We start from the raw sequence: 22,850 nt of genomic DNA, 5'->3' as shown, positions 1-22,850 counted from the left end.
CAGCGCTCCTTCCGGCTACATGAGCCGTTGCAAGAGTTCATTGGCGGCCAGATTGAAGAAATTGAGCAGCGGCGTCGGGAAGATGCCGAACAGCACCATGAACGCTACCAGCGGCCACATCGTCACCTTCTCGAAGGTCGCCATGTCGCTTGGCTCGTGTTCGTCCCGGCCGGTGGTCAGGTTGGTCCAGTGATCTATCTTGTGCGGGTCGTAATCGCCCAGGAACATGAACTGGATGATCTTCCAGAGGATGTAGGCGGCGGTGATCACGATGCCGAGGACGCCGACAGCGGCGTAGACCTTGACCAGGTCGAAGGCGCCGCGGAAGACCAGGAATTCGCTCCAGAAACCGGCCAGGCCGGGCAGGCCGAGGGAGGCGAAGGCGGTGACGAGCATGATGCCGTAGTAGTAGGGCAGTTTGGCGCTGAGACCGCCGAACTTCTTCAGTTCGCGGGTGTGCGCGCGCTCGTAGATGATGCCGACCAGGAAGAACAAGCCGCCGGTGATGATGCCGTGGTTGAACATCTGCAAGGCCGCGCCGTTGATGGCCATGGCCTGGCTGTTGATGGTGGCTTGCTCGGTGGCGCCCACGCCGAAGGCGGCGGCGCCGATGCCCAACATGACGTAGCCCATGTGGCTGACAGAGGAGTAGGCGATCAGGCGTTTGAGGTCCCACTGCGCCATGCAGACGAAGGCGCCGTAGATGATGCTGATGACACCCAGGGCGACGACGACCAGTGACCAGGCCTTGAAGGCGTTGGGCAGCGTGGGCAGCACGATGCGCAGGAAGCCGTAAGCGCCGAGCTTCAGCAGGACGCCAGCCAGGATGACCGAGCCGGCCGTGGGCGCGGCCGTGTGGGCGTCAGGCAACCAGGTGTGGAAGGGGAAACTGGGCACTTTGATGGCGAAACCGAGGAAGAAGCCCCAGAAGGCCAGGCTGCCCAGGAACATGTCGTTGGCAAAGGGCTTGGCCTTGGCCGCCTCCACAATGTCGAAGGTGCCGGTGACGAAGTAGACCCCCAGGATGGCCAGCAGCATGGCGACGGAACCGACCAGGGTGAAGATGAAGAACTTGATCGCGGCGTACTGCGGCCGGTCTTTGGCCTGGCCCCAGATGGCGATGAGGAAGTACATCGGCACCAGACCAATTTCCCAGAAGACGTAGAAGAGCACGTAGTCGAGCGAGACGAAGACGCCGAGCATGCCCATTTCCAGCAGCAAGAAGAGCAGGAAGAATTCCTTGGCACGGCGCTTGATCGTGAAGCTGGAATAATACAGCCCCAGGGTGGTCAGCAGCGCGGTCAGGAAGATCAGTGGCACGCTGAGGCCATCTACGCCCATGTGGTAGGTTGCGCCGAGCTGCGGAATCCAGGAGTAGACCTCTTGGAACTGGTAGCCGCCGCTGGTTTTATTGTAAGCAAACCAGAGAAAGATAGAAAGCGCCAGTGGTAAGAGGCTAATCAAGACGGACCAGTTCTTGATTGTGCGTTCGTTCTCCTTGGGCAGGAACAGGATCACCAGCGCGCCCAAGAGCGGCGCAAATGTGATGATGGTCAGAAGTGGAAAAGACATGTCAGCTTCCTCCGATTCAGGGGGGAAAAATTTCAGCACGCTCAGGCGTACAGATAAAAGCCCAGTAACAGCATGATGGTCATCACCGCGAACAACAGGTAGTTTTGGCCTTGTCCGGTCTGCAGCTTACGGGCAAGACCCCCCAGGCCGTCGGTCAAGGCGCCCAGGCCGTTCACGATGCCATCCACAATCGGTTCGTCGAAGAAGGCGCGCAGGCCGTCAGACAGCAGACGCCCCAGGCGACCGATGCCATTGACGATGGGGTCAATGACCCAGCGATTGTCGAAGCGGAAGGCCATCTCCCCCAGCCAGACGGCAAAGGCGACGACGGTTCCCTGGTACAATTCGTCAATGTAATACTTGCGGTTGAGCACGGTCCAGACGGGGCCGCGCAGGCGCTTGACCGGGTCAACCTCACCAGCCTTGAGCGGTCGCAGGCCATACACCAACCAGGCCAGGGTCAGGCCGCCGAGCGCGGCGATGATGGAGACCATGAGCGGGAAGGTGTTGAACTCCGGTATGTGGATGGTGTGCGTCAGCGCCTCTTCCAGGCTGCCGATGACATGCTCGAACGGGTTATTGAGCAGGCCACCCAGCACGGGGAACCCCTCCGGGATGCCCACCCAACCGCCGACAATGGCAAAGACGGCGAGCAGCATCAGCGGCCAGGTCATCAGGTCGTTCATGCGCAGCCCGGTCTTGGCCAACTTGGTGGGCAGGCTGGCGTGCGCAGCCGCTTCACTGCGCGGCTGGCCAAAGAAGGTCAGGCAGATCTGACGGCCGGTGTAGAAGGCGGTGAGCAGAGCCGAAAACGCCAGCGTCCAGAAGACCAGGGAGTTGAGCTCGAAGGCGTTGGCCAGGATTTCGTCCTTGCTCCAGAAGCCAGCGGTGATGAGGGGAAAACCGCTGAGGGCCAGGCCGCCGATGAGGAATGTCCAGCCCACGCGCGGGATGCGTTTCCACAGGCCGCCCATGTTGAGCATGTCCTGCGGGTCGAAGGGCGGGCCGTCGTCGTGCGCGTCGTGACCATGACCGTGGTCATCGTGCGTCGGCGTGTGTCCGCCGTGCCCGCCGTGCGCCTCATGCACATGTTGCTCGCCGTGCTCCACCGCGTGAATGACTGCGCCGGAACCGAGGAACAAGAGCGCCTTGAAAAAGGCGTGGGTCAGCAGGTGGAAGGCGGCGGCCACGTATGCGCCGATGCCCAGGGCGGCAAACATATAGCCGAGCTGGCTGATGGTGGAGTAGGCCAGCACTTTCTTGATGTCGTTCTGGGCCACGGCGATGGTGGCCGCAAAGATGGCTGTGAACGCGCCGATGGCCGCGACGAAACTGAGCACCCAGGGCGCCCCTTCAGCCGCCGCATGGAAGAGGGGGAACATGCGGATGATGAGATAGACGCCGGCGGAGACCATCGTGGCCGCATGGATCAGCGCGCTGACGGGCGTGGGGCCTTCCATGGCATCTGGCAGCCAGACGTGCAGCGGGAACTGCGAACTTTTGCCCATCGCGCCCCAGAAGATGAGGAAGGCGGTCAGCGCGGCCCAGGAGATGCCCAGGCCCGGCACCAGTGTTTCCGTCAGATGCTGCATGACTTCGGGATTGCGGAAAATCCCATCGAAGTTGAGCGTACCAGCATGGACGTAGAGCAGGGCCAGGCCGCTGAACATGATGGTATCACCGATGCGCGTGGTGAGGAAGGCCTTGAGGCCCGCGTCCTTGGGCGTGATCTGGTTGGGGTTCCAATACTTCTTCTCGAACCAGAAGGAGATCAGCAGGTAGGAGCACAACCCCATCAACTCCCAGAAGACGAAGAGCATGAAGAGGTTGTTGGCGATGACGAGGCCCAACATGCCGGCGGCGAAGAGCGAGATATAGGCGAAGAAGCGGCTGTAGCGCGGGTCAAGCTCCCTGGAAGAAGCATCTTGGGTCGTGTAGGCCTGGTTTGGATCGAGATGATGCGGCCAAGTCATGTAGCCACGCGCATAGATGAAGATCATCAGGCAGACGAACGGCACCATGAAGAGCATGGCGGCGGTCAGCGGGTCCACGGCGACGCCGAAGTAGCTAAGGCTGGCCTGACCGGTTGGAATTTCCAGCAACGGAAATTGGCCCGGCGTCTCCGAGAATTCCAGATAGTTGGCCAGCGTGGGAATGACGACGACGATCAGCGCGAAGAGCCAACTGACGGCCATAGCGCCAATGGCGATAGTCGAACTGGCCTTCTTCAGGCCGGCGGTCGCCCGCGTCTCATCCCGGTTGGTGACCAGGACAATGATGGCAAATGCCAGCAGCGGAAAGACGGGAATCAGCCACGAGAGATTGAGCATGAGCAACCTCGATTTTTGTTAGGCGGGGCGGGGGCTGTGATGAATGAGTCCAAACGAATCCATCCGACAATACTTGGCATAAATACACGTCTCGTCATTGATTCTGCCCTGGTCGGGGCGCCAGGAAGCGGGCGTAAATCTGTTGCGCAAGGCCAATGCCGACCACCAGGGCGATGCCGCAGATGACCAGGGTCCAGAAATCGGTCTGCCGCCAGACGATCCACAGGATGATGAACACGATCAGGGTGAAGGAGGCGGCGCTCCACTGCACGAAGGTCTGTGCGCGCTTGCCTTCATCGCAGATGCGGATCAGGGCGGCGGCGTCCATGTAACCGGGCTGCACCGCTTCGATCTGGCGAAACAGCTTGCCAGCGTAGCCATAGCCGCCCTTGTTCAGGTATTCCACCGCGCGCTGATAGACGCGTTCCAGGTCGGCCTCGGTGATGGGTTGGTTCTGACGGTTATCTTGTGTGCGCGCCATGGTGGTTCCCTGCAAGTCCGTAGCGGGCCGGCTGCCCTTTATCCCCTGAGCGTGTCGAGTTCGTCCAGGTTGACGGTTCCCCGGATGCGATAGATCGCAATGATCAGGGCCAGGCCGACGGCGGCTTCGGCCGCGGCCACAGCGATGACAAAAATTGCAAAGAGCTGGCCGGTCAACTCCATCGGATTGCCGAAACGCCAGAAGGCGACCAGGTTGATGTTGACCGCATTGAGGATCAGCTCGACACCCATCAGCACGCCAACGGCGTTACGGCGGGCCAGTGCGCCAAAGAGGCCGATGGCAAACAGTGCGGCCGCCAGAGTGAGATACCAGGAGAGTGGAATCATGAGAATCTCTCGCTTTCTCGCCTATGCCCGTTCGCGGGCGATCATGATCGAGCCGATCAGTGCAATCAGCAGCAGGACAGAGACCACCTCGAAGGGCACCAAGTAGCTGCCGACGAAGTCAATGCCCAGGCGGGCAATGGCATCGGTGGGCACGGCCTGAACAGTGACGGGCCAGGCAACGCCGCGCAGAATGGTGTTCATAAAAACGAAGAGGAAGACGGCGCCGATGGCGACGGCTGCCCCCTGCGCATTGAGGCGCCCGGCCTGGCTGGTGATGCCGCGGCTCAGCATGATAGCGAAGACGATGAGGGTAGCAATGGCGCCGATGTAGACGAGCACCTGTGTCACGGCCAGAAATTCGGCTTCGAGCAGGATGTAGACGCCAGCCACCCCAAAGAAAGCCGCGGTGAGGCACAGCGACGCATGAAACAGGTTGCGCAGCAGCACTGTGAGCAAGGCGGACGCGATGATGAAAGCCGCAATGCCAAGAAATACGGCTTGCTCAACCGTTGGCAACGGAAAGGGGAGAGTGGGCATAGAGACTCCTCCGAACGCAAACTAAAACCGGGACTGGCAACCTTCAGCGGCGCAGTCCCGGTGTGATGTCAAATGCGCACCGGCGGGGGGCCGATTTTCTCCGAAAACACCGGCATGGGGGCGCTACCACCCTGTGCGGCCAAGCGCAGACTGCGTCCAACCACGCCCAGGCCCAAGACCAGGCCGCCGAGTTGCAGGACGAAGAGGGCAACGGTCTGCACAATGGGGCCACCCGGCAACTTGACAGCCAGGGCGACGGTGAAGACAGCGACCAGGCCCAGGGGCACCATCACCTTCCAGGCCAGGTTCATCATCTGGTCAATGCGCAGGCGCGGGAAGGTGGCGCGGACCCACATGTTGAGGTACATCACAAAGATGACCTTGATGCCAAAGTAGAAGATTCCCAGGAGCGGCACCTGCTCGACAAAGGGACCTTGCCAGCCGCCCAGGAAGAGCGTGGTGGCGATGGCGCTCAGGATGAAGGTGTTCAAGAAAAACGCCAGGTAGAACCAGGCGAACTTCATGCCGCTGTACTCAACGTTGTAGCCGGAGACGATTTCCGATTCGGCCTCCAGCAAGTCGAACGGGGTGCGCTCGCCTTCGGCCAGGGCGGAGACAAAGTAGAGCACGAACGACAGCGGCATGATGAAGGCATTCCAGCCGAAGCCGGCCAGCCCGCCCTGCGCCTGGGCGATGCCGTTCATGGACATGGTGCTGGCCACGATGACCACGCTCAGGATGGCGAGGATCATGGGAACTTCGTAGCTCAAGAGCTGCGCCACCACGCGGAACCCGCCGAGCAAGGCATACTTGTTGTTGGAACCCCAGCCGGCCATCAGCACCGACATGATGGCGATGGAGCCGAGAGCCACGATGTAGAGCGCGCCGATGCCCATGTCTGCGCCGACGAAGTGCGGCGCCAGCGGAATGGCGCCGAAGAGCATGAGCACCGCGAAGACGGCCAGGACGGGAGCGGCGTTGAACGTCACCTTGTCGGCCGCAGTCGGCGTGATATCCTCTTTGGTCAGCAGCTTCATGGCGTCGGCCACAGTTTGCAGCAGGCCATAGGGGCCAGCGCGATTAGGGCCGAGGCGGTCCTGGATACGGCCGGCCACCTTGCGCTCCAGCCAGATCAGCCCGAGCACCAGGATCAGGGCGAAGATCAGGATGACGGTGGCTCTGATAGTCAGGTTGATGAAAACCGCCAGCCCTGGCGCCAGCCCCCATCCCACCAGGACTCCTTCCAGCCATGCGCCGATACGAGAGGGATCCAGGATGATGTCCATTATTGCCACTCCAACGCGTTCTTGCGCCAGGCATAAGCCAGCCCGCCAACCAAGATCAGAATGAAGATTGCCGCCTCCATGAGTGCCCACAGATCGAGCCGGCCATAGGCCACCGCCCACGGGAACAGGAAGACGGCTTCGATGTCGAAGATGACGAAGATCAGAGCAAAGAGGTAGTACTGGGCCTTGAATTGCACCCAGGTATCGCCCATCGTCTCGACACCGCACTCATAGGTGGATAGCTTGATTGGGTTGGGTCTCTTGGGGCGTAAGAGCCACGCGACGAGTAAACCAACAATGGGGAAGCCAATACCGACGGCTGAGAGGATTCCGACAAACGCATAGGTTTCTAAATTCATAGGCGTCCTCACCAGTGTAACGGAGTGGGTTGCACAAGCAAGTCACGGCGACCACGTAGTCGCGCAGCAACCTGTAAGCCTTGTGACAATTGTCGCGATTATACCATAGGACAATCTAATTGAAAAGATTTGGAGTTGACCTTGTTCAGGCCAGGCGCGGGCACAGCCAGGCGCCAGAGACGACCCAGCGATTGCTATCGGGCTGATAGCGCAGCTCGAAGGTGTCGCCCAGGGCCGTCTGCACCAGGACACAATGCCAGATGCCATCGTCCGCGCGCTCGACCCAGCGGCGGCCGGTAGCCGTCACCACGTGCATCTCGCCGCGCCAGCTAAACGCGCGTGGATGGACCTGCGCGTCCGGCGAGCGCCAGGCGTCCACGGCGGCCGGTGTCCAGGCGCCGGCCGCGGGGGGGCGCAGGTCGCCGCTGTGTGCAGCCGTCTGACGGGCACTGGCCGCGGCGGCGTCCAGCGGCTCGGTCGGCATCCCAGGGTCCGCGGCTCGTTGCGGCCGCTGCTGTTCCAGGTAGCGCAAAATCATGGCCAGGGCTGCATCAGCCGACAGGCGCTTGTTGCCGACGCGGTCCGCGTGCCAGACATGACGCTCGGCCCATTCCGCGTCGGGCGCGGAGAGATGCAGATGGGCCAGGCCAACCGGCTTATCCGGCGTGCCGCCGCCTGGCCCGGCAATGCCGGTGACCGAGACGGCGATGTCCGCGCCAAAGGCGCGTCGCGCGCCCTGGGCCATCTGGCGCGCCACTTCGGCGCTGACCGCGCCCTTGCTCAGCAGCGTATTGTGCTCAACGCCCAGCACATGCTCTTTGGCCGAGTAGGCATAGGTGACAGCGCTGCCCAGAAAGTAGGCGGAGCTGCCGGGTATGTCGGTCAGGCGGTCGCCGATTTGACCGCCGGTGCATGACTCGGCCAGGGCGACCGTCAACCCCAACGTGGTCAACAAGGCCCCGATCTTCACTTCGATGGTATCTGCGTTCATCATCTCCTCAGTTGCCGGCGGTCAGGGCTTGCGCAGTCACCGAGACCTCGGAAGCCCGTCTGCCAGCGGCAGGCGCAGGGTGAAGGTGCTGCCTTTGCCCAACTCGCTGCGTACTTCGATGTCGCCGCCATGCGCCTGCGCCACCCAGTGAACGATGGAGAGACCCAGGCCGGTGCCCCCCAGGCGGCGGGAACGGGCGCGATCGGCCCGGAAGAAACGCTCGAAGATGTGCGGCAGGTCATTTTCGGCGATGCCGATGCCGGTGTCGGTCACTTCGATGCGCACCTGCGCCGATTCACGGTACAGCGCCAGGGTGATCATGCCGCCCGCAGGCGTGTATTTGATGGCATTGTCAATCAGGTTGAGCAGCAGTTGGCGCAGGCGGTCCACGTCGCCCATGATCTGCGCCTGATCTTCGTGCCCCAGGCGCAGTTCCACCTGACCCTGGGCCATCATCACGCCCTGGCGGAAAACATCCAGGAGCAGGGTGTCGAGTTCGACCGGCGCCCGGTTCAGGACATGGCCGGCGTCGGCTTGGGCCAACAGCAAGAGATCGCCCACCATGCGGGTCATGCGCCTGGCTTCGGTTTCGATTTCGGCCAGGGCCTCCTGGCGCAGCTCTGCGTCCTCGATGGCGCCCCGCTTGAGCAGGTCAAGGTTGCCCTGGATGGTGGTGAGCGGCGTGCGCAGTTCGTGCGACACATCGCCCACCAGGCGCTGCTGTGTCTGAAACAGGTGATCGAGGCGCGTGAGCATTTCATTGAAGGTCTCGGCCAGCCGGCTGACTTCGTCGCCGGAGTCAGGGATGGCGATGCGCTCGGCCAGGTTCTCGGTGCGGCCGATGCGGCGCGCGGTGGCGGTGATGTCGTCAATGGGCCGCAGCGCCGAGCGCGCCAGGAGGGCGCCGCCGAGGGCAGTGCCAATGATGCCGAGCACACTGATCAGGTAGAGCGCGGTGCGCACCCGCCCCAGCATGTTTTGCATGTCAACCAGCGATTGACCGATCTGCAGTACGCCCACGATGTCCCCATTGGTGTGATGGATGGGCATGGAGTAGACATGAATCGGCGTGCCCTGTTGACGCAGCGTATAGTAGCCGCTTTGCCCTTTCAGGTTGCGATCCAACATCTCCTGGCTGATAGGCAGGATTTGATCCATGTTCTTCAGGTTGGGCGAGCGTTGATAGATGACGCCGTCGGGGGTTAGAACCTGGGCATAGACTTGCGTGGCAAAGACGACCCGCGGCAGCAGGGAGGTGTCGTCGCGGCGCACGGCCGCCATCGGGTCGAGCTCCAGCTCGATGACGGCGGCGGCCTGTTCACCCTGGCCTTTCAGGGTGTTACTGACATCGGCCAGGATCGCGTTGGTCAGAAACGAATAAAGCCCGAAGCTGAACAGCAGCAGCATGGCGCCCAGGAGTGCGCTGTACCAGACGGTCAGGCGAAAGCGGATAGACATGATGCCTGCTTCTATTCCTCGCGCAGGACGTAGCCCACCCCGCGCACCGTTTGCAGCAGGCGTGGTTCGCCGTTGGCTTCCAACTTGGTGCGCAGGTAGCGAATGTAGACTTCGATGATATTCGACTCGCCGCCAAAGTCATAGTCCCAGATGCGCTCATAGATGATGTCGCGCGTCAGCACCTGGCGCGGGTGTTGCATGAAAAGCTGCAGCACATCGAACTCTTTGGCGGTCAGCTCCAGGCGACGCGTGCCGCGCAGTACCTCGCGTGGCGTAGTTGAGCACGAGATCGCCGAAGCGAACCTCCTCGCGTGGGACCGTGTTGACGCGCACGCGGCGCAGGAGGGCGCGGATGCGCGCCAGCAGCTCTTCGAAGCTGAACGGCTTGGAAATGTAACCATCGGCGCCGCTGTCCAGGCCGGCCACGCGATCGGGAATGGAATCTTTGGCCGTCAGCATGACGATGGGGACATCACTGGCCGCGCGCAACCGCCGGCACACCTCCAGCCCGTCAATGCCCGGCAGCATGATGTCCAGGATGACGAGGTCGGGCGGGGTGTCACGGGCCATTTGCAGGCCGTTTTCTCCATCCACCGCGACATCTACCGTGTAGCCTTCGTAGAGCAGGCCACGGCGCAGCAGGTTGGCAATCTTCGGTTCATCTTCGACAACAAGGATTCGATCGCTCATGTTGACTCGGTAATTGTGGATTTGCAGAATCAGGCGCCCGCACCCAACACCGGGCACGGAACGTAGCGGGCGAAATAGCCCTCTACCAGGCGGTCGAACAGCACGGGCTGTTCATCCATGGGTAAATGACTGGCACGTGGCACGATGGCCAGGTGTGCGCCAGGGATGCGCCGTGCGGCCAGGCGGGCATCGGCCACAGGCACGGTCAGGTCGTGCGCGCCGGTGATGACCAGGGTGGGCGCCTGAATGCCCGACAGCTCGGCGCTCAGGTCAGAACTGAGAATGGCCCGCAGGCTGCCGGCCACGGCTTCCGGCGCGGCGCGGGCCAGGTCAACGATATTGCGGCGCAAGGCCGCGCCGCGGAAAAAGCGCGCGTCGGCGAAGAAGGTCTGCTGCCCGATGCGCGCCAGCAGGTGCGAACGCTGCGAGAGGTGCAGCACATGCTGGCCCAGGCGGGAACGGAGAAAGGCGCCCAGCCCAGGGCCGACGTTTCCGGTGATGACCGGGTTGGAGAGCACCAGGCCGCTGACCAGGTCGGGGTAGGTCAGCGCCAGTTGCAGGGCGATCAGCCCCCCCATCGAATGGCCCACGATGACGACCGGCGTTTGCGTCATCTGCGCCAGGAACGCGCTGACTACGGCCGCGTAGCTTGGCGCCGTGAAATCGAAGTCAGGGGAGGGCCGGCTGGAATCACCAAAGCCAGGCAAGTCCAGGCTGATGACGTGATAGGCTGGCGCCAGGCGCCGGGCGGTGCGTTGCCACATGCGCAAGGAGCTGGCCCAGCCGTGCAAACAGAGCACCGCGGCCCCGTGGCCGTCGGCTTGATAGTTCAATTGCAGATCGCGAACAAGCATGGTTGGCACAAACGGCATTATAGCACAAGGCAAAACGAAGATAGCAAAAGAAAAGATGAAGAAATGATTAAAAGCGCAAGAATGGTATTCCCCTACTGGCAAAATCCAGGGCAACTGGTATAATGCCACGATTCTTAGGAGCCGTCACGAAACAAGTGTTGTATCTGCGCCCCTTTGGCAAGCGTGAGAGTTGCGATCATTATTTCATGACGGCTCCTTGGCATGGCGCACAAAGACGAAAAGATAGAGGAGAAGTATGAACCCAGTCGAATTCCTGGCCGAGCGCATGGTTGCCAATGTGGAAAAAGTCATCATCGGCAAGCGCGCCGAGGTGAAGAGCACCCTGATTGGCCTGCTGTGTGAAGGGCACCTGCTGATTGAAGATGTGCCGGGCGTCGGCAAGACGATGCTGGCCCGCTCGATTGCGCGTTCCATCGGTTGCAGTTTCAAGCGTATTCAGTTCACTCCAGACATGTTGCCCAGTGACGTGACCGGCGTGTCGGTTTTCAACCAGCGCGATCGTGAGTTCGAATTTCGCCCTGGCCCCATCATGGCGCAGATTGTGCTGGCGGACGAGATCAACCGCGCCACACCCAAGACGCAGGCCGCGCTGTTGGAGGCGATGGAAGAGCGCCAGGTGACGGTAGACGGCATCACGCATCTGTTGCAGCGCCCGTTCCTGGTGCTGGCCACCCAGAACCCCATCGAGTACGAAGGCACGTTTCCGCTGCCCGAAGCTCAGGTTGACCGCTTCATGATGCGCATCAGCCTGGGCTACCCAACCCAGGCCGACGAGATTGCCATCCTGAACTCGCAGCAGACTCATCATCCCATCGAGGACATCGAGCAGGTGATCTCGGCCGAGGATCTCATGGCGGCCCAGCGAGCGGTCAAGGAGGTGTACATGGACGACCTGATCAAGGAGTACATTGTGCTGCTGACCAGCGCGACGCGCAAGCATCCTGATGTTTACCTGGGCGCCAGCCCGCGCGGCAGCCTGGCCCTCTACAAGACGTCTCGTGCCCGCGCCGCGATCGAGAGTCGCAACTACGTGATTCCCGATGACATCAAGGCCCTAGCCGATGCCACCTTGTCCCATCGCCTCATCATCAGCCCGTCGGCGCGTATCAAGAATGTGGATGCGCGCGCGATCGTGAGCGAGGTGCTCGATTCGGTGCCGGTGCCGGGCACGCGTGTCAAGACCCGCTGAGGGTCATCGTCTCGACTTTGGACACTTGATTCATGATGCGTCGTCTCTGGGGAATTCTCATCGGCTGGCTGTTGAGCCTGGCCTTTGCGCTAAACACCGGGCGGGATCTCGCCTGGAATATCTTCTATTTGATCACTGCGACCATCCTGTTGAGCGCGCTGTGGGCCTATACCAACGTCAACTGGGTACGCGTGGGGCGTTTTACGCGTGCCCGCCGCGCCCAGGTGGGTAAACTGGCCGAGGAACAGTTCGAGGTGCGCAATCTGAGCCGGCTGCCTAAGCTATGGCTGGAGGTGCGCGATTTCTCGACCCTTCCCGGCCATCATGCCAGCCATGTGGTCAGTTCCCTGGGCGGACAGCGCCGCCAACGCTGGATGGTGCGCACGGTGTGTCAGCAGCGCGGGCGTTTCATGCTCGGCCCGCTGACCCTGAGCAGCGGCGACCCGCTGGGCCTGTTCCGCTTCAGCCGCACGCTGCCCGCCACTTCGCCCATCGTGGTCTATCCGATCACGGTGGACATTCCGGCCTTCAGCCCGCCCATTGGCATCCTGACCGGCGGCGATGCCATGCGCCGGCGCACGCATTATGTCACCACCAACGTCTCCGGTGTGCGCGACTATGAACCGGGTGACAGCTACAACCGCATCCACTGGCGGTCGGTGGCCCGCACCGGACGCCTGGTGGTCAAGGAGTTCGAGCTGGACCCCACGGCCGATCTGTGGTTGATTGTGGACATGGATCGCAGTGTGCAGGTGGCCGCGCCCTGGCAGCCGGTGGAGCACGACGAAGGCCCGGCCATTTTATGGAAGGACAGCCCGCGTGACATCACCCTGGCGCCGAGCACTGAGGAGTACGCGGTGTCGGTGGCCGCCTCCCTGGCCCGCCATTTCATCATGCGCAATCGCTCCGTGGGACTGGTGGCGCATAGCCGTCATCGTGAGGTGCTGCAGGCCGATCGCGGTGAGCGGCAGTTGACCAAAATTCTGGAGACGCTGGCGGTGATCGAGACGCTGGGCAACATCCCCTTCAGCCAGGTGTTGACCGGCGAAGGCCAATCGTTGTCGCGCCACACCACCTTGATCGTCATCACCGCCTCGCCCGACCCAACCTGGGTGGCCGCGCTGCGTGACCTGCAGCGCCGCGGCGTTTACAGCGTGGCAGTGGTGATTGACGCCGCCAGCTTCGGCCCCAGCCTGCCCAGCAGCACCGTCGTGTCCGAACTCATGGCCAGCGGCATCGTCAGCTACCTGGTCAAACGGGACGACCTCCTCAACGAGGCGCTCACCCTGCCAACCCAGGCGCGTACGTAAATTTTCGGTTTTCGCTCTTCCCTCTACACCCCCACCTCACGCCAGGCGGCCAGCACGAGTGCGGGGGGGACGTGGTCGAAGATCTCCACCTGCCCGATGCGCCGCGGGATGATGAAGCGCAGACGGCCCTCTTTTTTCTTCTTGTCACTGCCCATGGCAACTAACAACTGCTGCGCACTGGCCGTGAATGACGCGGGGATTCGCACCGGCAGGCCCAGTCGTGCCAACAGATGCACGATGCGATCCCGCAGCGCGTCGTCGCACGCGCCCAGCGCCACGCCCAGGTGCGCCGCGGCCGCCAGGCCGATGGCCACTGCATCGCCATGACGGATGCTGAAATCGGACACCAGTTCCAACGCATGCGCAAAGGTGTGACCCAGGTTCAGGTGAGCGCGGACATGCTGCTCGAACGGGTCCGCCTCCACCACGTTGACCTTCACGCGCACCGCCTCGGCGATCAGATGGGGCAGCGAGCGCGGGCCAACCCCTTCCAGGTCAACAAAAAGAGCGGGCGCGGCCAGGATGCCGTGCTTGACCACTTCTGCCAGGCCGGCGCGGAACTCGGCCGGCGGCAGGGTGGCCAGCAGCGCGGTATCCGCCAGGACCAGCAGCGGCTGTTTGAACGCGCCCACCAGGTTCTTGCCCACGCCCGGCAGGTCAACGCCCACCTTGCCGCCGACGCTGGCATCCACCATGGAGAGCAGAGTCGTGGGCATTTGAATGAAAGGCAGGCCGCGCAGGTAGGTCGCCGCGGCAAAACCGGCCGTATCGCCCACCACGCCGCCCCCCAGGGCGATGACCGCGCTCTGGCGCTCCAACTCAGCCTGGGCAAATTGGGCATAGAGATCGCGCACCGTGTCCAGGGTCTTGAACGACTCGCCATCGGGCATGGTGCAGAGCCGCGGGGCCAGGCCGCCCGCCCGCAGAGCCTGCATGACGGCGGCGCTGTGCAGCGGCGCCAGGGTGTCGTTGGTGACAAGCGCCGCGGTGGCGCCGATGGGCAGGTCGGTCAGCAGCGCAGGCAGGCGCGCCAGGACGCCGTCGCCGATGATGATTGTATAGTCAGCGCCGGGCGCATGAACGGGCAGCGCAAAGCACTCGCCCTCAACCAGGCCCAGCGCCAGCGCGATCACCCGCTCACCCACGGCCGCGACCGACAGACCCAGGGTGTCCAGTTGCAGCGGAATGGCGCCATACGCGGGCGCCCGTTGGGTCAGGAGGTGCTCGATGTGCTGACGTGGATTCTCGACGTTGAGCAGGGGCCGCGTGCCGTTGCTGCCCACCCGCCGCAGCACCTCATCTGCGTCGGCCTGCAGGCAGATCACAGCGCCGGTAGCCAGCAGCGCCTCGCGATTGGCCGGATTGACCAGCGCGCCGCCGCCAGTGGCGATGACCAGCCCTGTTTGCGCGGTCAATTCATGCACCATGTCGCTCTCATAGCGGCGGAAGGTGGTCTCCCCTTCGACCGCAAAAATAGCGGCAACGGTTTGGCCCTGGCGTTCTTCGATCAGGGCATCCATGTCCACGAAGGGGCGGCGCAAACGGGCCGCGACATAGCGCCCGACGCTGCTCTTGCCCGTGCCCATGAAGCCGGTGAGGACGATATTGCGGCTGTCCGGGGTCATGGTTGGGTCTCTGCTGCGGCCAGCAGGTAGGCGAACTGCCAGGGCACGTTATCCATGGGCAGATCGGCCAGGCGAGACTGGCGCAGCGCCGCGCCGCGCGGCCGCATCTCGGCCAGGCTGTCACCGCCGAGTTTTTCGAGCAAGGCGTCGGCCAGGACGAAGGCGACCATGGCCTCGCCCACCACGGCCGCGCGCGGCACCGCGCTGAAATCGGAGCGCTCGTAGACGGTGACGGCCTCCGCGCCGCTGGCCAGGTCAACGGACCGCCGCGGGTTGAGGGTGGTGCTGATCGGCTTCATCGCCGCGCGCAGCACGATCGGTTGCCCGGTGGTGATGCCGCCCTCGAAACCACCGGCGCGGTTGCTGCCGCGCGTCAGCGATCCATCTTCGGCCAGGAAGATCTCATCATGCACCTCCGTACCGGGCCGGGCCGCGTGGGCAAAGGCGTCGCCAATCTCCACGCCTTTGATGGCATGGATGCTGGCCAATGCGCCCAGCAGGCGCGCACTCAGGCGGCGGTCCCACTGCACGTGCGACCCCAGGCCTGGCGGCACGTCCAGCGCCACCACCTCGAACAGGCCGCCGGCCGTGTCCCTGGCCTGCATGATCTCCCGGATGCGCCGGTGCATGGCCTCCAGCGCGGTCACGTCAGGACAGCGCACATCGTTCTGCTCCGCCAGCGCAAAGCGTTCGCGGTACGTCAAATGTCCCAGGTCGCCCGCGCTGACGCCGCCGATCATGGTCACGTAACTGCCAATGGTGATGCCGAATTCGGCCAACAGGCATTTGCACAGCGCGCCCACCGCCACGCGCGCGGCCGTCTCGCGCGCGCTGGCCCGTTCCAGCGCCAGGCGCAGGTCGCGATAGCCATATTTGATCGCACCAGTCAGATCGGCGTGACCGGGCCGCGGCACGGTCAGCGGGGGGATGGACTTCGCCTGCCAGGCCTGGTAATCGCGATTGGCGATGGTCAGGGCAATGGGCGCGCCGGTCGTCTGGCCGGCCACCACGCCGGCCGTCAGACTGACGCGGTCCTTTTCGATCTTCATGCGCCCGCCGGCCCCGTAGGCCACCTGGCGCCGGGCCAGATCACGATCAATCGCCTCCCGCGTCAGCGGCAGGCCGGCCGGCATCCCTTCCAGAATCGCGGTCAGGCACGGCCCATGCGATTCGCCCGCGGTCAAAAATCGTAACATCCTGCTTCTCCCTCGCTTGCTTCGGCTAATCGGTGGGGTGACCGCAGGTGGATTCTAGCATTGGAAGGGCGAAATCAGAAATGCTGAACGAGGAATGCTGAACGAGGAACAGAGAACGAAGGCCGGAGACCAGAGGAGAGTGTGATTACTGAACACGATGTACGCTTTGCACTTTGTACTATGCACTTTGCACTTTGACCCTGTCTGGTCTACAATCCGGGCGTCGGAGGTGACATCTTGAACAACTTAGCCTTGATCGAAACGATTCTGCGGGACCGGCAGGCGGTCTTTGCTGAAATCCGGCGCAGCGCCAACCTGCGGGGGTCCATTCGCACGATGCTGCTGTTCAGCGCGGGTTTCCTGGCATTGTACGGCGGGGTGATGGGATCAACCCACAGTGTGCTGCAGGTGCTCGCTTCCGCGCTGAAGCTGCCACTGCTGTTTCTGGTGACCCTGGTGGTCTGCGCCCCGGCCCTTTATTTCTTCAACCTGATCTTCGGCTCCAACCAGAGCCTCAGCCAGAACATTGCCCTGATGCTGACCGCGATCACCGTCACGTCGGTGGTGCTGCTCAGCCTGGCGCCAATCGTGCTCTTTTTCCTGCTTACCAGCAGCAGCTACCAGTTCTTCAAGCTGCTCAACGTCGGCGTCTTCACGGTCGCCGGCTTTGTCGGCGTCAGCTATCTCTCGCAGGGGATGCGCGCCATCTCCGGTGGACGGGCCGACGGCGTTCAGGCGCGTGCCAACCTGGTGCGCCTGTGGATTTTGATCTACGCGTTCGTGGGCAGCCAGGCCGCGTGGACCCTGCGCCCCTTCGTAGGTGCGCCCAGCATGAAATTCGAGTTCCTGCGGCCGCTCGGCGGCAATTTCTACGCCAACATCTTCGTCAGCCTGGGCGAATTGTTCGGTTTCTTCACAGTGAGGTGAGCCATGAGCGCCAATGACCGTGCGCGTGCAGACGACCTGTTCGATCTGCTGGCCGATGAAGTGACGGCGCGCCTGGCTGCACGGGCGACCGCGGCCGCGGCCACAGCCGCGCCGCGTGTGCCGCCGCCGGCTGCGCCACTGACCCCTTTGCCCCCTGCGGGTGAGGCAGAGCCGACGGCCGAGCAAGAAGCGGTTGCGCAGGAGACGTTGGCCGTTGCCATGCCTGTGACTGCCACGGGCGCCAGCCACCTGATTCGGCGCCTGGCGCTTGGGCTGCTGGTCATCATCGTGCTGATCAACCTGCCGCTCAACCGGCATGGCGCCAGCCTGGCGCGCGCCCTGCCGGGCAGCGCCGCGTTAGTCATTCGCGACGGCCTGGTGGTCAAAGAGGCAGACAAGGATACCATCTACGTCTTTCGCGACGAGCAGTTCCACTGGATCAGCAGCCTGGATGCGTTCGAGCACTTCAGCTACCGCTGGCAGCAGGTGCATGTCGTTGAGCCGGGCTTCATGGCCGGCTTCGAGCTGGGCGCGCCGATTCACGTCCTCCTGAAGTGCCAGGAAAGCCCGCACATCTACCGGCTGGAAAACGACCGCAAGCGCTGGATCGTGGACATCGCCAGCTTCGAGGCCGAGGGACACGTCTGGGACGACGTGCGCTTCGTGGCCTGCGACTACCTGCGCAACATCCCCGACGGCGAGACCATTCCACCGGGGCGCGGGCCGGCGCCGCAGCCGTGAGGATGCCACCGCGGTTGAGTGCCCGCCCACAATTCGAGCGCGCGACTTCTGCCCTTCTGCAAATGGCGTGTATAATAATCACAACTCGGACCCCGGCATGAGGGCAGCCAGAGCCTTGCCAGGCGTTCAAAGGAGCCAAAACCATGTACACCCGTTTCGAAATCGTCAATTTCCGGGGGTTCGATCATCTGATGCTCGATCCGCTGGCGCGCGTAAATCTGATTGCCGGCAAGAACAACGTTGGCAAGACCGCGCTATTGGAGGCCCTTTTCCTGCACATCGGCGCGCACAATCCTGAACTGCCGTTGCGCGTCAACGCCATCCGCGGCATCGAACGTTTCCCGCTCCAACCGGATGAGGTGTGGGGTTGGTTTTTCTATGACAAACGCACAGATCGGTCCATCCAGATTTGCAGCCTGGACGATCAAGGATTGAACCGCAGTCTGGCGATGAGACTTGCGCCATCCGAGACCGTGACCCAGGCCGGTAACGGCAACGGCAGCCGCAGCCGGCCGACCGGCTTCATCACCACCGATGTCTCACAAGACCTGGTGCTGGAATATGCGGATTCGCGCGGCCATCAGGCCGAAGCGCGGGTCATGTTCACGGCCGACGGCGAGATCAAGACCCGCCGTAGCGGCAGCGTCTCGGCCGCGCTGGGCATCTATCTCGGCGCGGCGGCGCGCTTCACGGGCGAAGACGCCGAGCGTTTCAGCAATATCGAGCGCATAGGCCGGACCGATGGCCTGGTTTCTGCGTTGCGGCTGCTGGAGCCGCGCCTGACGCGCCTGACGGTTCTGGTCACAGCGGGCGCGCCGATGATTCACGGCGGGATCGGCCTACGAGAGCTGATGCCGCTGCCGGTCATGGGACAAGGCATGGTGCATCTGTGCGCCATCCTGCTCGCCATCGCCAATGCGCCCGGCGGAACCCTCTTGATTGATGAGATCGAGAACGGTTTGCATCACGCGGCGTTGCCGCAAGTATTCCAGGCGATCGGTGAAGCGGCGCGCGCTTACGATGTTCAACTATTCGCCACCACCCACAGCTGGGAAACGATCCGGGCGGCCCACACCGCCTTTTCTGCCGGCCCGATCTATGATTTGCAACTGTGCAGGTTGGAGCGCACCCGCGAGACCATCAAGCCGGCGATCTACGATCAGGAGGCGTTGGAAGCCGCGCTCAAGTATGACCTGGAGGTTCGCTGATGTTGCCACAACCCCTGACAGCGCTCAAGCAACTGCTTGTCGAGGGCGCGGACGCATCGCGTTTCTTCCAGTCGTTCTCCGCGGCGTTGGCTCTGTCCAGCCTGCAAATCCACAACTTCGGCGGCAATAGCGAGTTGCCTGGGTTCCTCAAAGCCCTGGCGCTCATGCCTGGATTCGACGAGATCGCGTCCCTGGCCATTATCCGCGATGCCGAGGTGGATCCCCAGGCCGCCTTCCAGAGCGTCTGCGCAGCTCTGCGAAGGGCTGGCCTGGCTGCGCCAGCCCAGAGCGGCATCTTCTCCAGCGGCCGGCTGCAAGTGGGTGTGTTCATCCTCCCCGATTCATCATCCGCGGGGATGCTGGAATCCATCTGCCTGCGCGCAGTCGCGGCGGACCCGGCCTATGCCTGCATCGAACCGTATTTTGCGTGTTTGGATCGCGCAGGTGTGCCGCGGCCGGCCAACATGGAGAAGGCGCAGCTTCAGGTATTTCTGGCATCCCGTCACAGGCCCGGCCTGCGCATCGGAGAGGCCGCCGCGGCCGGCGTGTGGCCGTGGCAATCCACGGTCTTCGACGCGTTGCGCCGCTTTTTGCAGGAAGCGGGAACACCATGAGCCAGGTTGTCATCGAGAATCCCGCTATCAACTCGCCCTTTGCTGAGCCAACGGCAAACCTATCAACTTGCTACTGAAGAGCGACTATCACATCCTGGCGAGCCTGGTAGCCAGAGAAGAACTGGATGCTGAGATTGGTGAGAAGCTTGATGCAATTGCGGATGTGGCCGCGAGGGCAAAGCCACGAACTGAACGAGAAGCGTAAACCTGGGGAGCAACGACTATGCCGATGGAGAATCCACCGCATCCGGGTGAGATCATTCGCGACCTGTATCTTGAACCGCTCGCGCTGACTGTGACGCAGGCCGCGGCTGGGCTGGGCGTCACGCGCAAAACGTTTTCTCTCCTGCTGAATGGTCATGCCGGCATTTCGCCTGAGATGGCTGTGCGCCTGTCGAAGGCTTTCGGGCGCACGCCGGAAAGCTGGCTGCGACTTCAGATGCAGTACGATTTGGCCCAGGTCAGCCAACGGGTGAACCTTGCGCAGATCAAGTCATTTGTGGTGAGCACAGACGCCGTTGTTGCCGTCGGTGGTTGACGTGAAGATGTGAGTCAGGCAGATAGACTCCCTTAACGCCTGTCTTGTTGCAGGTGTGAGCGGTGAACAATACGGTGCATGTTCTGAATTGCTGCCTGGCGGGACTCCCCTTTGGCGAAAGCGCCGGCGTGTGGTAGACTTGCGGCAGGGTTGCGGGCCGGACGGGGTGTCCGCCGCAATCATGATTCTGACCATCTTTCGTGGCTTTTCATGCACTGGATCAAACTCAAGACGTTCTGGCGACCCTTGCTGGGCCTGGCCGCGGCGGCGCTGCTCAGCACGGGCTGCATTTCTCTCTTTCGTCCCCTGCTCGCTAACGTCAGCGTCGAACCGGCGCTGATCTCCCCCAACGCGGACGGCAGCGACGACGTCACTCGCATCCGCTATACCCTGGGCCGCAATGCGGATCTCTCCATCACCTTCACCGATGCCGCGGGCCAGGCCTTTGCCTTCCGCGCACGGCGCCCGCGCTCACCCGGCGAATACGAGGTGCTGTGGGGCGGCGTGGTCAATCAACTGCGCGTGCTTGATGGCGCGGCCGGCCGCCAGGCGGTTGACAGTTGGGTGCTGCCCGATGGCGCTTACACCTGGGCCATCACCGCGGCGGAGGCCAACGGCAGCAGTCAGCAGATCACCGGCACGATCACCCTGCAGGGCGGCGACACCGAGCTGCCCCTGCTCAACAATTTCATGGTCGTACCGCAGGAGTTTCGCCCCAACCAGGATGGCCTGCGCGATGACTGGGTTTCCATCTCCTACTACCTGACCAAACCAGCCGATGCCGTCAACGTCTACCTGGTGAACCCGGCGCAGCCAGACGTGAAGTATTACCTGCCTGAGAGCGAGCGCGTCATCAAGCCGGGCGAGATGGGGTATCACGAATATCGCTACGAGGGCGGGGTGGACAAGGGCGCGGAACCGCCGCCCGACGGCGCCTACACCATCGTGGGTGAGGCGCGTGACCTGGCCGGCAACCATGTGGTCGTCTCCTCTACCCTCACCATCCAGGAAGGGGGCAAGCCGCGCGCCGACATCCTGCAAGGCGAGATCGAGTGGCAGAACGAGGTCAACCGGGTGGTGGGCGTGCCGCTGGGGTCCACGCTCTGCTTCACGGCCACGGTGGCGAACCAGGGCACGGTGCCCATCCGCACGGCTGGCCCCTGGCCCGGACAGACCTATCGCTTCAGCCAGAACTACAACACCCTCGCGATCGCTAACAACGATAAATCATGGCATCAGCAGGCCGGCGCCTGGCGCTTTGGCGTCAACTTTGACACCACCGGGGTTGATTTCCCCTTCCGTTGGGCCATTGGCCGGCCGCAGGACCTGGAACGCCGCGTGATTGACGGCACGGAGCAGTACTATCTGCTGCCCGGTCAGCGCGGGCAGGTCAGCGGCTGTATCGAGTTCGATGAGGCGCCGCCGTCCGCCACCAATTTCTGGTGGGGCGGGCTGATTCACGAGTTCGTCGCGGTGGCCAACAACTACGTGGACCGCATCAGCGTCGAGGTGGGGCAGCCGTGACGCCAAATTGCACCGGCCGCCTGGCCGCCGCGCCGGGGCTGCGCGGCCATGTCTGATTCACGCCCCGGCCTGCGCCTGGCGATCATCATCGTCAACTGGAATGTGCGCCAGCTGCTGGCCGGCTGCCTGACCGCCATCGCCGCCAGTCAACGGCCGCCGGGGCAGAGCTGGGAGGTGTGGGTGGTGGACAACGCCTCGGCCGATGGCAGCGCGGACATGGTGGCGAGCGAGTTTCCCTGGGTTCGCCTGCTGCGCAGCGCCGAAAACCTCGGTTTTGCACGCGGCAACAACGCGGCCCTGCGCCAGATCGGCTTCGATGCGGCTTTCACCCCGCCTGCGGCCGACGCACTGCCCGATTTCGTGCTCCTGCTCAACCCCGACACGGCCGTCGCGCCGACGGCCGTGTCCGCGATGGTGCAGTTCCTGGCCGACCACCCGAACGCGGGCGGCTGCGGCGCGCAACTGGCCTACGATGATGGTCGTTTTCAACATGGCGCCTTTCGCTTTCCTGACCTCTGGCAGCTCTTCTTCGATTTTTTCCCCCTGCACGGCCGCCTGCTGGCGTCGCGCCTGAACGGCCGCTATCCCCGCGCCTGGTATGCGGCCGGCCAGCCCTTCCCGATTGACGCGGCCCTGGGCGCGGCGCTGATGGTGGCCGGGCAGGCAATCCAGGCCGTGGGGCTGCTGGACGAGCGCTACTTCATGTACTGCGAGGAGATTGACTGGTGCTGGCGTCTGCACGACGCGGGTTGGCCTCTGTGGTGCGTGCCCGCGGCGCGCGTCACCCACTTCGAGGGTCAGAGCACGCGCCAGTTCCGGGGCGAGATGATCGTGGCGCTCTGGCGCAGCCGCTTGCGCCTGTATGCTATCCGCTATAGCCCCCTGCGGCGCCGCGTGGCGCGGGCCATCGTGCGCGTCGGCATGACGCTGGAGAGCCGCCGCGCCCGGCAGCAGTCGGCGCGTGGCACACTGACCGCCGCCGAACTCGCGCTGCGCCTGGACGCCTACGGCCGCGTCGCGGCCCTGGCGCGCAGCTAATCCTGCAATTCGTC

Annotated in this window: 21 protein-coding genes and 1 pseudogene; 9 read left to right on the top strand and 13 right to left on the bottom strand. The window is 63.3% G+C overall.

From position 1 onward, the window contains the following. Positions 1-15: 15 nt before the first annotated feature. From IPF85_RS05115 to IPF85_RS05065, 11 genes and pseudogenes are all read right to left on the bottom strand, one after another. Positions 16-1,572 carry an NADH-quinone oxidoreductase subunit M gene (locus tag IPF85_RS05115; RefSeq protein WP_343406988.1) on the bottom strand — a complete coding sequence of 519 codons (1,557 nt, stop codon included), beginning with the start codon at positions 1,570-1,572 and terminating at the stop codon, positions 16-18. A 41-nt stretch (positions 1,573-1,613) separates the two neighbouring features. Next, positions 1,614-3,902: a proton-conducting transporter membrane subunit gene (locus IPF85_RS05110; RefSeq protein WP_343406987.1), complete on the bottom strand. Its 2,289-nt coding sequence runs from the start codon at positions 3,900-3,902 to the stop codon at positions 1,614-1,616. A 94-nt stretch (positions 3,903-3,996) separates the two neighbouring features. Then, positions 3,997-4,383, bottom strand: a complete 387-nt coding sequence (locus IPF85_RS05105) for a hypothetical protein (protein ID WP_343406986.1) — start codon at positions 4,381-4,383, stop codon at positions 3,997-3,999. Positions 4,384-4,421: 38 nt separating this feature from the next. Next, the gene (nuoK, locus tag IPF85_RS05100; RefSeq protein ID WP_343406985.1) at positions 4,422-4,730 is read right to left on the bottom strand and encodes an NADH-quinone oxidoreductase subunit NuoK; all 309 of its coding nucleotides are present in this window, start codon (positions 4,728-4,730) and stop codon (positions 4,422-4,424) included. Positions 4,731-4,751: 21 nt separating this feature from the next. After that, positions 4,752-5,267, bottom strand: coding sequence for an NADH-quinone oxidoreductase subunit J (locus IPF85_RS05095; RefSeq protein ID WP_343406984.1), 516 nt, complete (start codon positions 5,265-5,267; stop codon positions 4,752-4,754). A gap of 68 nt (positions 5,268-5,335) precedes the next feature. Beyond that, positions 5,336-6,553, bottom strand: coding sequence for an NADH-quinone oxidoreductase subunit NuoH (nuoH, locus tag IPF85_RS05090; protein ID WP_343406983.1), 1,218 nt, complete (start codon positions 6,551-6,553; stop codon positions 5,336-5,338). Then, positions 6,553-6,912 (bottom strand): NADH-quinone oxidoreductase subunit A, encoded by a 360-nt coding sequence (locus IPF85_RS05085; RefSeq protein ID WP_343406982.1) that lies wholly within the window; start codon positions 6,910-6,912, stop codon positions 6,553-6,555. The genes nuoH and IPF85_RS05085 overlap by 1 nt, the downstream gene beginning before the upstream one ends. A gap of 145 nt (positions 6,913-7,057) precedes the next feature. Next, positions 7,058-7,906 (bottom strand): nicotinamide-nucleotide amidohydrolase family protein, encoded by an 849-nt coding sequence (locus IPF85_RS05080; protein ID WP_343406981.1) that lies wholly within the window; start codon positions 7,904-7,906, stop codon positions 7,058-7,060. A gap of 33 nt (positions 7,907-7,939) precedes the next feature. Next, entirely contained in the window at positions 7,940-9,361 is a 1,422-nt protein-coding gene (locus tag IPF85_RS05075) for an ATP-binding protein (RefSeq protein WP_343406980.1), read from the bottom strand. Between the two features lie 11 nt (positions 9,362-9,372). Beyond that, a pseudogene (locus IPF85_RS05070) lies at positions 9,373-10,051 on the bottom strand (response regulator transcription factor). A gap of 29 nt (positions 10,052-10,080) precedes the next feature. Beyond that, the gene (locus IPF85_RS05065) at positions 10,081-10,905 is read right to left on the bottom strand and encodes an alpha/beta hydrolase (protein ID WP_343406979.1); all 825 of its coding nucleotides are present in this window, start codon (positions 10,903-10,905) and stop codon (positions 10,081-10,083) included. A 256-nt stretch (positions 10,906-11,161) separates the two neighbouring features. Between IPF85_RS05065 and IPF85_RS05060 the strand changes: the two genes are divergently transcribed. Further along, positions 11,162-12,115 (top strand): MoxR family ATPase, encoded by a 954-nt coding sequence (locus IPF85_RS05060; protein ID WP_343406978.1) that lies wholly within the window; start codon positions 11,162-11,164, stop codon positions 12,113-12,115. A 32-nt stretch (positions 12,116-12,147) separates the two neighbouring features. Further along, a complete protein-coding gene (locus tag IPF85_RS05055) occupies positions 12,148-13,425 on the top strand; it encodes a DUF58 domain-containing protein (protein WP_343406977.1) in 1,278 nt (425 codons plus the stop codon). A 23-nt stretch (positions 13,426-13,448) separates the two neighbouring features. Here the strand turns inward: IPF85_RS05055 and aroB are convergent, their stop codons facing one another. Together aroB and aroC are read right to left on the bottom strand one after the other, a co-directional pair. Continuing rightward, positions 13,449-15,050 (bottom strand): 3-dehydroquinate synthase, encoded by a 1,602-nt coding sequence (aroB, locus tag IPF85_RS05050; RefSeq protein ID WP_343406976.1) that lies wholly within the window; start codon positions 15,048-15,050, stop codon positions 13,449-13,451. After that, complete coding sequence (gene aroC / locus IPF85_RS05045; protein ID WP_343406975.1) at positions 15,047-16,246, bottom strand: chorismate synthase; 1,200 nt, start codon at positions 16,244-16,246, stop codon at positions 15,047-15,049. Before aroC ends, aroB begins: the two co-directional genes overlap by 4 nt. A gap of 237 nt (positions 16,247-16,483) precedes the next feature. Between aroC and IPF85_RS05040 the strand changes: the two genes are divergently transcribed. The 7 genes from IPF85_RS05040 (at position 16,484) to IPF85_RS05010 (ending at position 22,836) form a co-directional block, all read left to right on the top strand. Then, positions 16,484-17,173 (top strand): actin-binding WH2 domain-containing protein, encoded by a 690-nt coding sequence (locus IPF85_RS05040; RefSeq protein ID WP_343406974.1) that lies wholly within the window; start codon positions 16,484-16,486, stop codon positions 17,171-17,173. A gap of 3 nt (positions 17,174-17,176) precedes the next feature. Then, positions 17,177-17,914: a hypothetical protein gene (locus IPF85_RS05035; protein ID WP_343406973.1), complete on the top strand. Its 738-nt coding sequence runs from the start codon at positions 17,177-17,179 to the stop codon at positions 17,912-17,914. 143 nt (positions 17,915-18,057) lie between these two features. Then, positions 18,058-19,122: an AAA family ATPase gene (locus IPF85_RS05030; RefSeq protein WP_343406972.1), complete on the top strand. Its 1,065-nt coding sequence runs from the start codon at positions 18,058-18,060 to the stop codon at positions 19,120-19,122. Then, positions 19,122-19,736: a DUF3226 domain-containing protein gene (locus IPF85_RS05025; protein ID WP_343406971.1), complete on the top strand. Its 615-nt coding sequence runs from the start codon at positions 19,122-19,124 to the stop codon at positions 19,734-19,736. Before IPF85_RS05030 ends, IPF85_RS05025 begins: the two co-directional genes overlap by 1 nt. Positions 19,737-19,959: 223 nt before the next feature. After that, on the top strand, positions 19,960-20,274 hold the full coding sequence (locus IPF85_RS05020) for a HigA family addiction module antitoxin (RefSeq protein WP_343406970.1): 315 nt from the start codon (positions 19,960-19,962) through the stop codon (positions 20,272-20,274). Positions 20,275-20,484: 210 nt separating this feature from the next. Next, positions 20,485-21,798, top strand: a complete 1,314-nt coding sequence (locus IPF85_RS05015; RefSeq protein ID WP_343406969.1) for a hypothetical protein — start codon at positions 20,485-20,487, stop codon at positions 21,796-21,798. A gap of 48 nt (positions 21,799-21,846) precedes the next feature. After that, positions 21,847-22,836 carry a glycosyltransferase family 2 protein gene (locus IPF85_RS05010; protein WP_343406968.1) on the top strand — a complete coding sequence of 330 codons (990 nt, stop codon included), beginning with the start codon at positions 21,847-21,849 and terminating at the stop codon, positions 22,834-22,836. Positions 22,837-22,850: the final 14 nt, after the last annotated feature.

Source organism: Candidatus Amarolinea dominans, from assembly GCF_016704685.1.
Lineage (GTDB): Bacteria > Chloroflexota > Anaerolineae > SSC4 > Amarolineaceae > Amarolinea > Amarolinea dominans.
The sequence above is the reverse complement of the archived record's forward strand: the minus strand, read 5'-3'. Positions and strand labels throughout refer to the sequence as shown.

Excerpts from the sequence above, each read along its gene's own strand:
- IPF85_RS05115 (WP_343406988.1), bottom strand. The coding sequence starts at position 1,572 with ATGTCTTTTCCACTTCTGACCATCATCACATTTGCGCCGCTCTTGGGC.
- IPF85_RS05015 (WP_343406969.1), top strand. The coding sequence starts at position 20,485 with ATGCACTGGATCAAACTCAAGACGTTCTGGCGACCCTTGCTGGGCCTG.
- IPF85_RS05095 (WP_343406984.1), bottom strand. The coding sequence starts at position 5,267 with ATGCCCACTCTCCCCTTTCCGTTGCCAACGGTTGAGCAAGCCGTATTT.
- IPF85_RS05085 (WP_343406982.1), bottom strand. The coding sequence starts at position 6,912 with ATGAATTTAGAAACCTATGCGTTTGTCGGAATCCTCTCAGCCGTCGGT.
- IPF85_RS05025 (WP_343406971.1), top strand. The coding sequence starts at position 19,122 with ATGTTGCCACAACCCCTGACAGCGCTCAAGCAACTGCTTGTCGAGGGC.
- nuoH (WP_343406983.1), bottom strand. The coding sequence starts at position 6,553 with ATGGACATCATCCTGGATCCCTCTCGTATCGGCGCATGGCTGGAAGGA.
- aroC (WP_343406975.1), bottom strand. The coding sequence starts at position 16,246 with ATGTTACGATTTTTGACCGCGGGCGAATCGCATGGGCCGTGCCTGACC.
- IPF85_RS05030 (WP_343406972.1), top strand. The coding sequence starts at position 18,058 with ATGTACACCCGTTTCGAAATCGTCAATTTCCGGGGGTTCGATCATCTG.
- nuoK (WP_343406985.1), bottom strand. The coding sequence starts at position 4,730 with ATGATTCCACTCTCCTGGTATCTCACTCTGGCGGCCGCACTGTTTGCC.
- IPF85_RS05080 (WP_343406981.1), bottom strand. The coding sequence starts at position 7,906 with ATGATGAACGCAGATACCATCGAAGTGAAGATCGGGGCCTTGTTGACC.
- IPF85_RS05075 (WP_343406980.1), bottom strand. The coding sequence starts at position 9,361 with ATGTCTATCCGCTTTCGCCTGACCGTCTGGTACAGCGCACTCCTGGGC.
- aroB (WP_343406976.1), bottom strand. The coding sequence starts at position 15,050 with ATGACCCCGGACAGCCGCAATATCGTCCTCACCGGCTTCATGGGCACG.
- IPF85_RS05020 (WP_343406970.1), top strand. The coding sequence starts at position 19,960 with ATGCCGATGGAGAATCCACCGCATCCGGGTGAGATCATTCGCGACCTG.
- IPF85_RS05110 (WP_343406987.1), bottom strand. The coding sequence starts at position 3,902 with ATGCTCAATCTCTCGTGGCTGATTCCCGTCTTTCCGCTGCTGGCATTT.
- IPF85_RS05035 (WP_343406973.1), top strand. The coding sequence starts at position 17,177 with ATGAGCGCCAATGACCGTGCGCGTGCAGACGACCTGTTCGATCTGCTG.
- IPF85_RS05010 (WP_343406968.1), top strand. The coding sequence starts at position 21,847 with ATGTCTGATTCACGCCCCGGCCTGCGCCTGGCGATCATCATCGTCAAC.
- IPF85_RS05065 (WP_343406979.1), bottom strand. The coding sequence starts at position 10,905 with ATGCTTGTTCGCGATCTGCAATTGAACTATCAAGCCGACGGCCACGGG.
- IPF85_RS05055 (WP_343406977.1), top strand. The coding sequence starts at position 12,148 with ATGATGCGTCGTCTCTGGGGAATTCTCATCGGCTGGCTGTTGAGCCTG.
- IPF85_RS05060 (WP_343406978.1), top strand. The coding sequence starts at position 11,162 with ATGAACCCAGTCGAATTCCTGGCCGAGCGCATGGTTGCCAATGTGGAA.
- IPF85_RS05105 (WP_343406986.1), bottom strand. The coding sequence starts at position 4,383 with ATGGCGCGCACACAAGATAACCGTCAGAACCAACCCATCACCGAGGCC.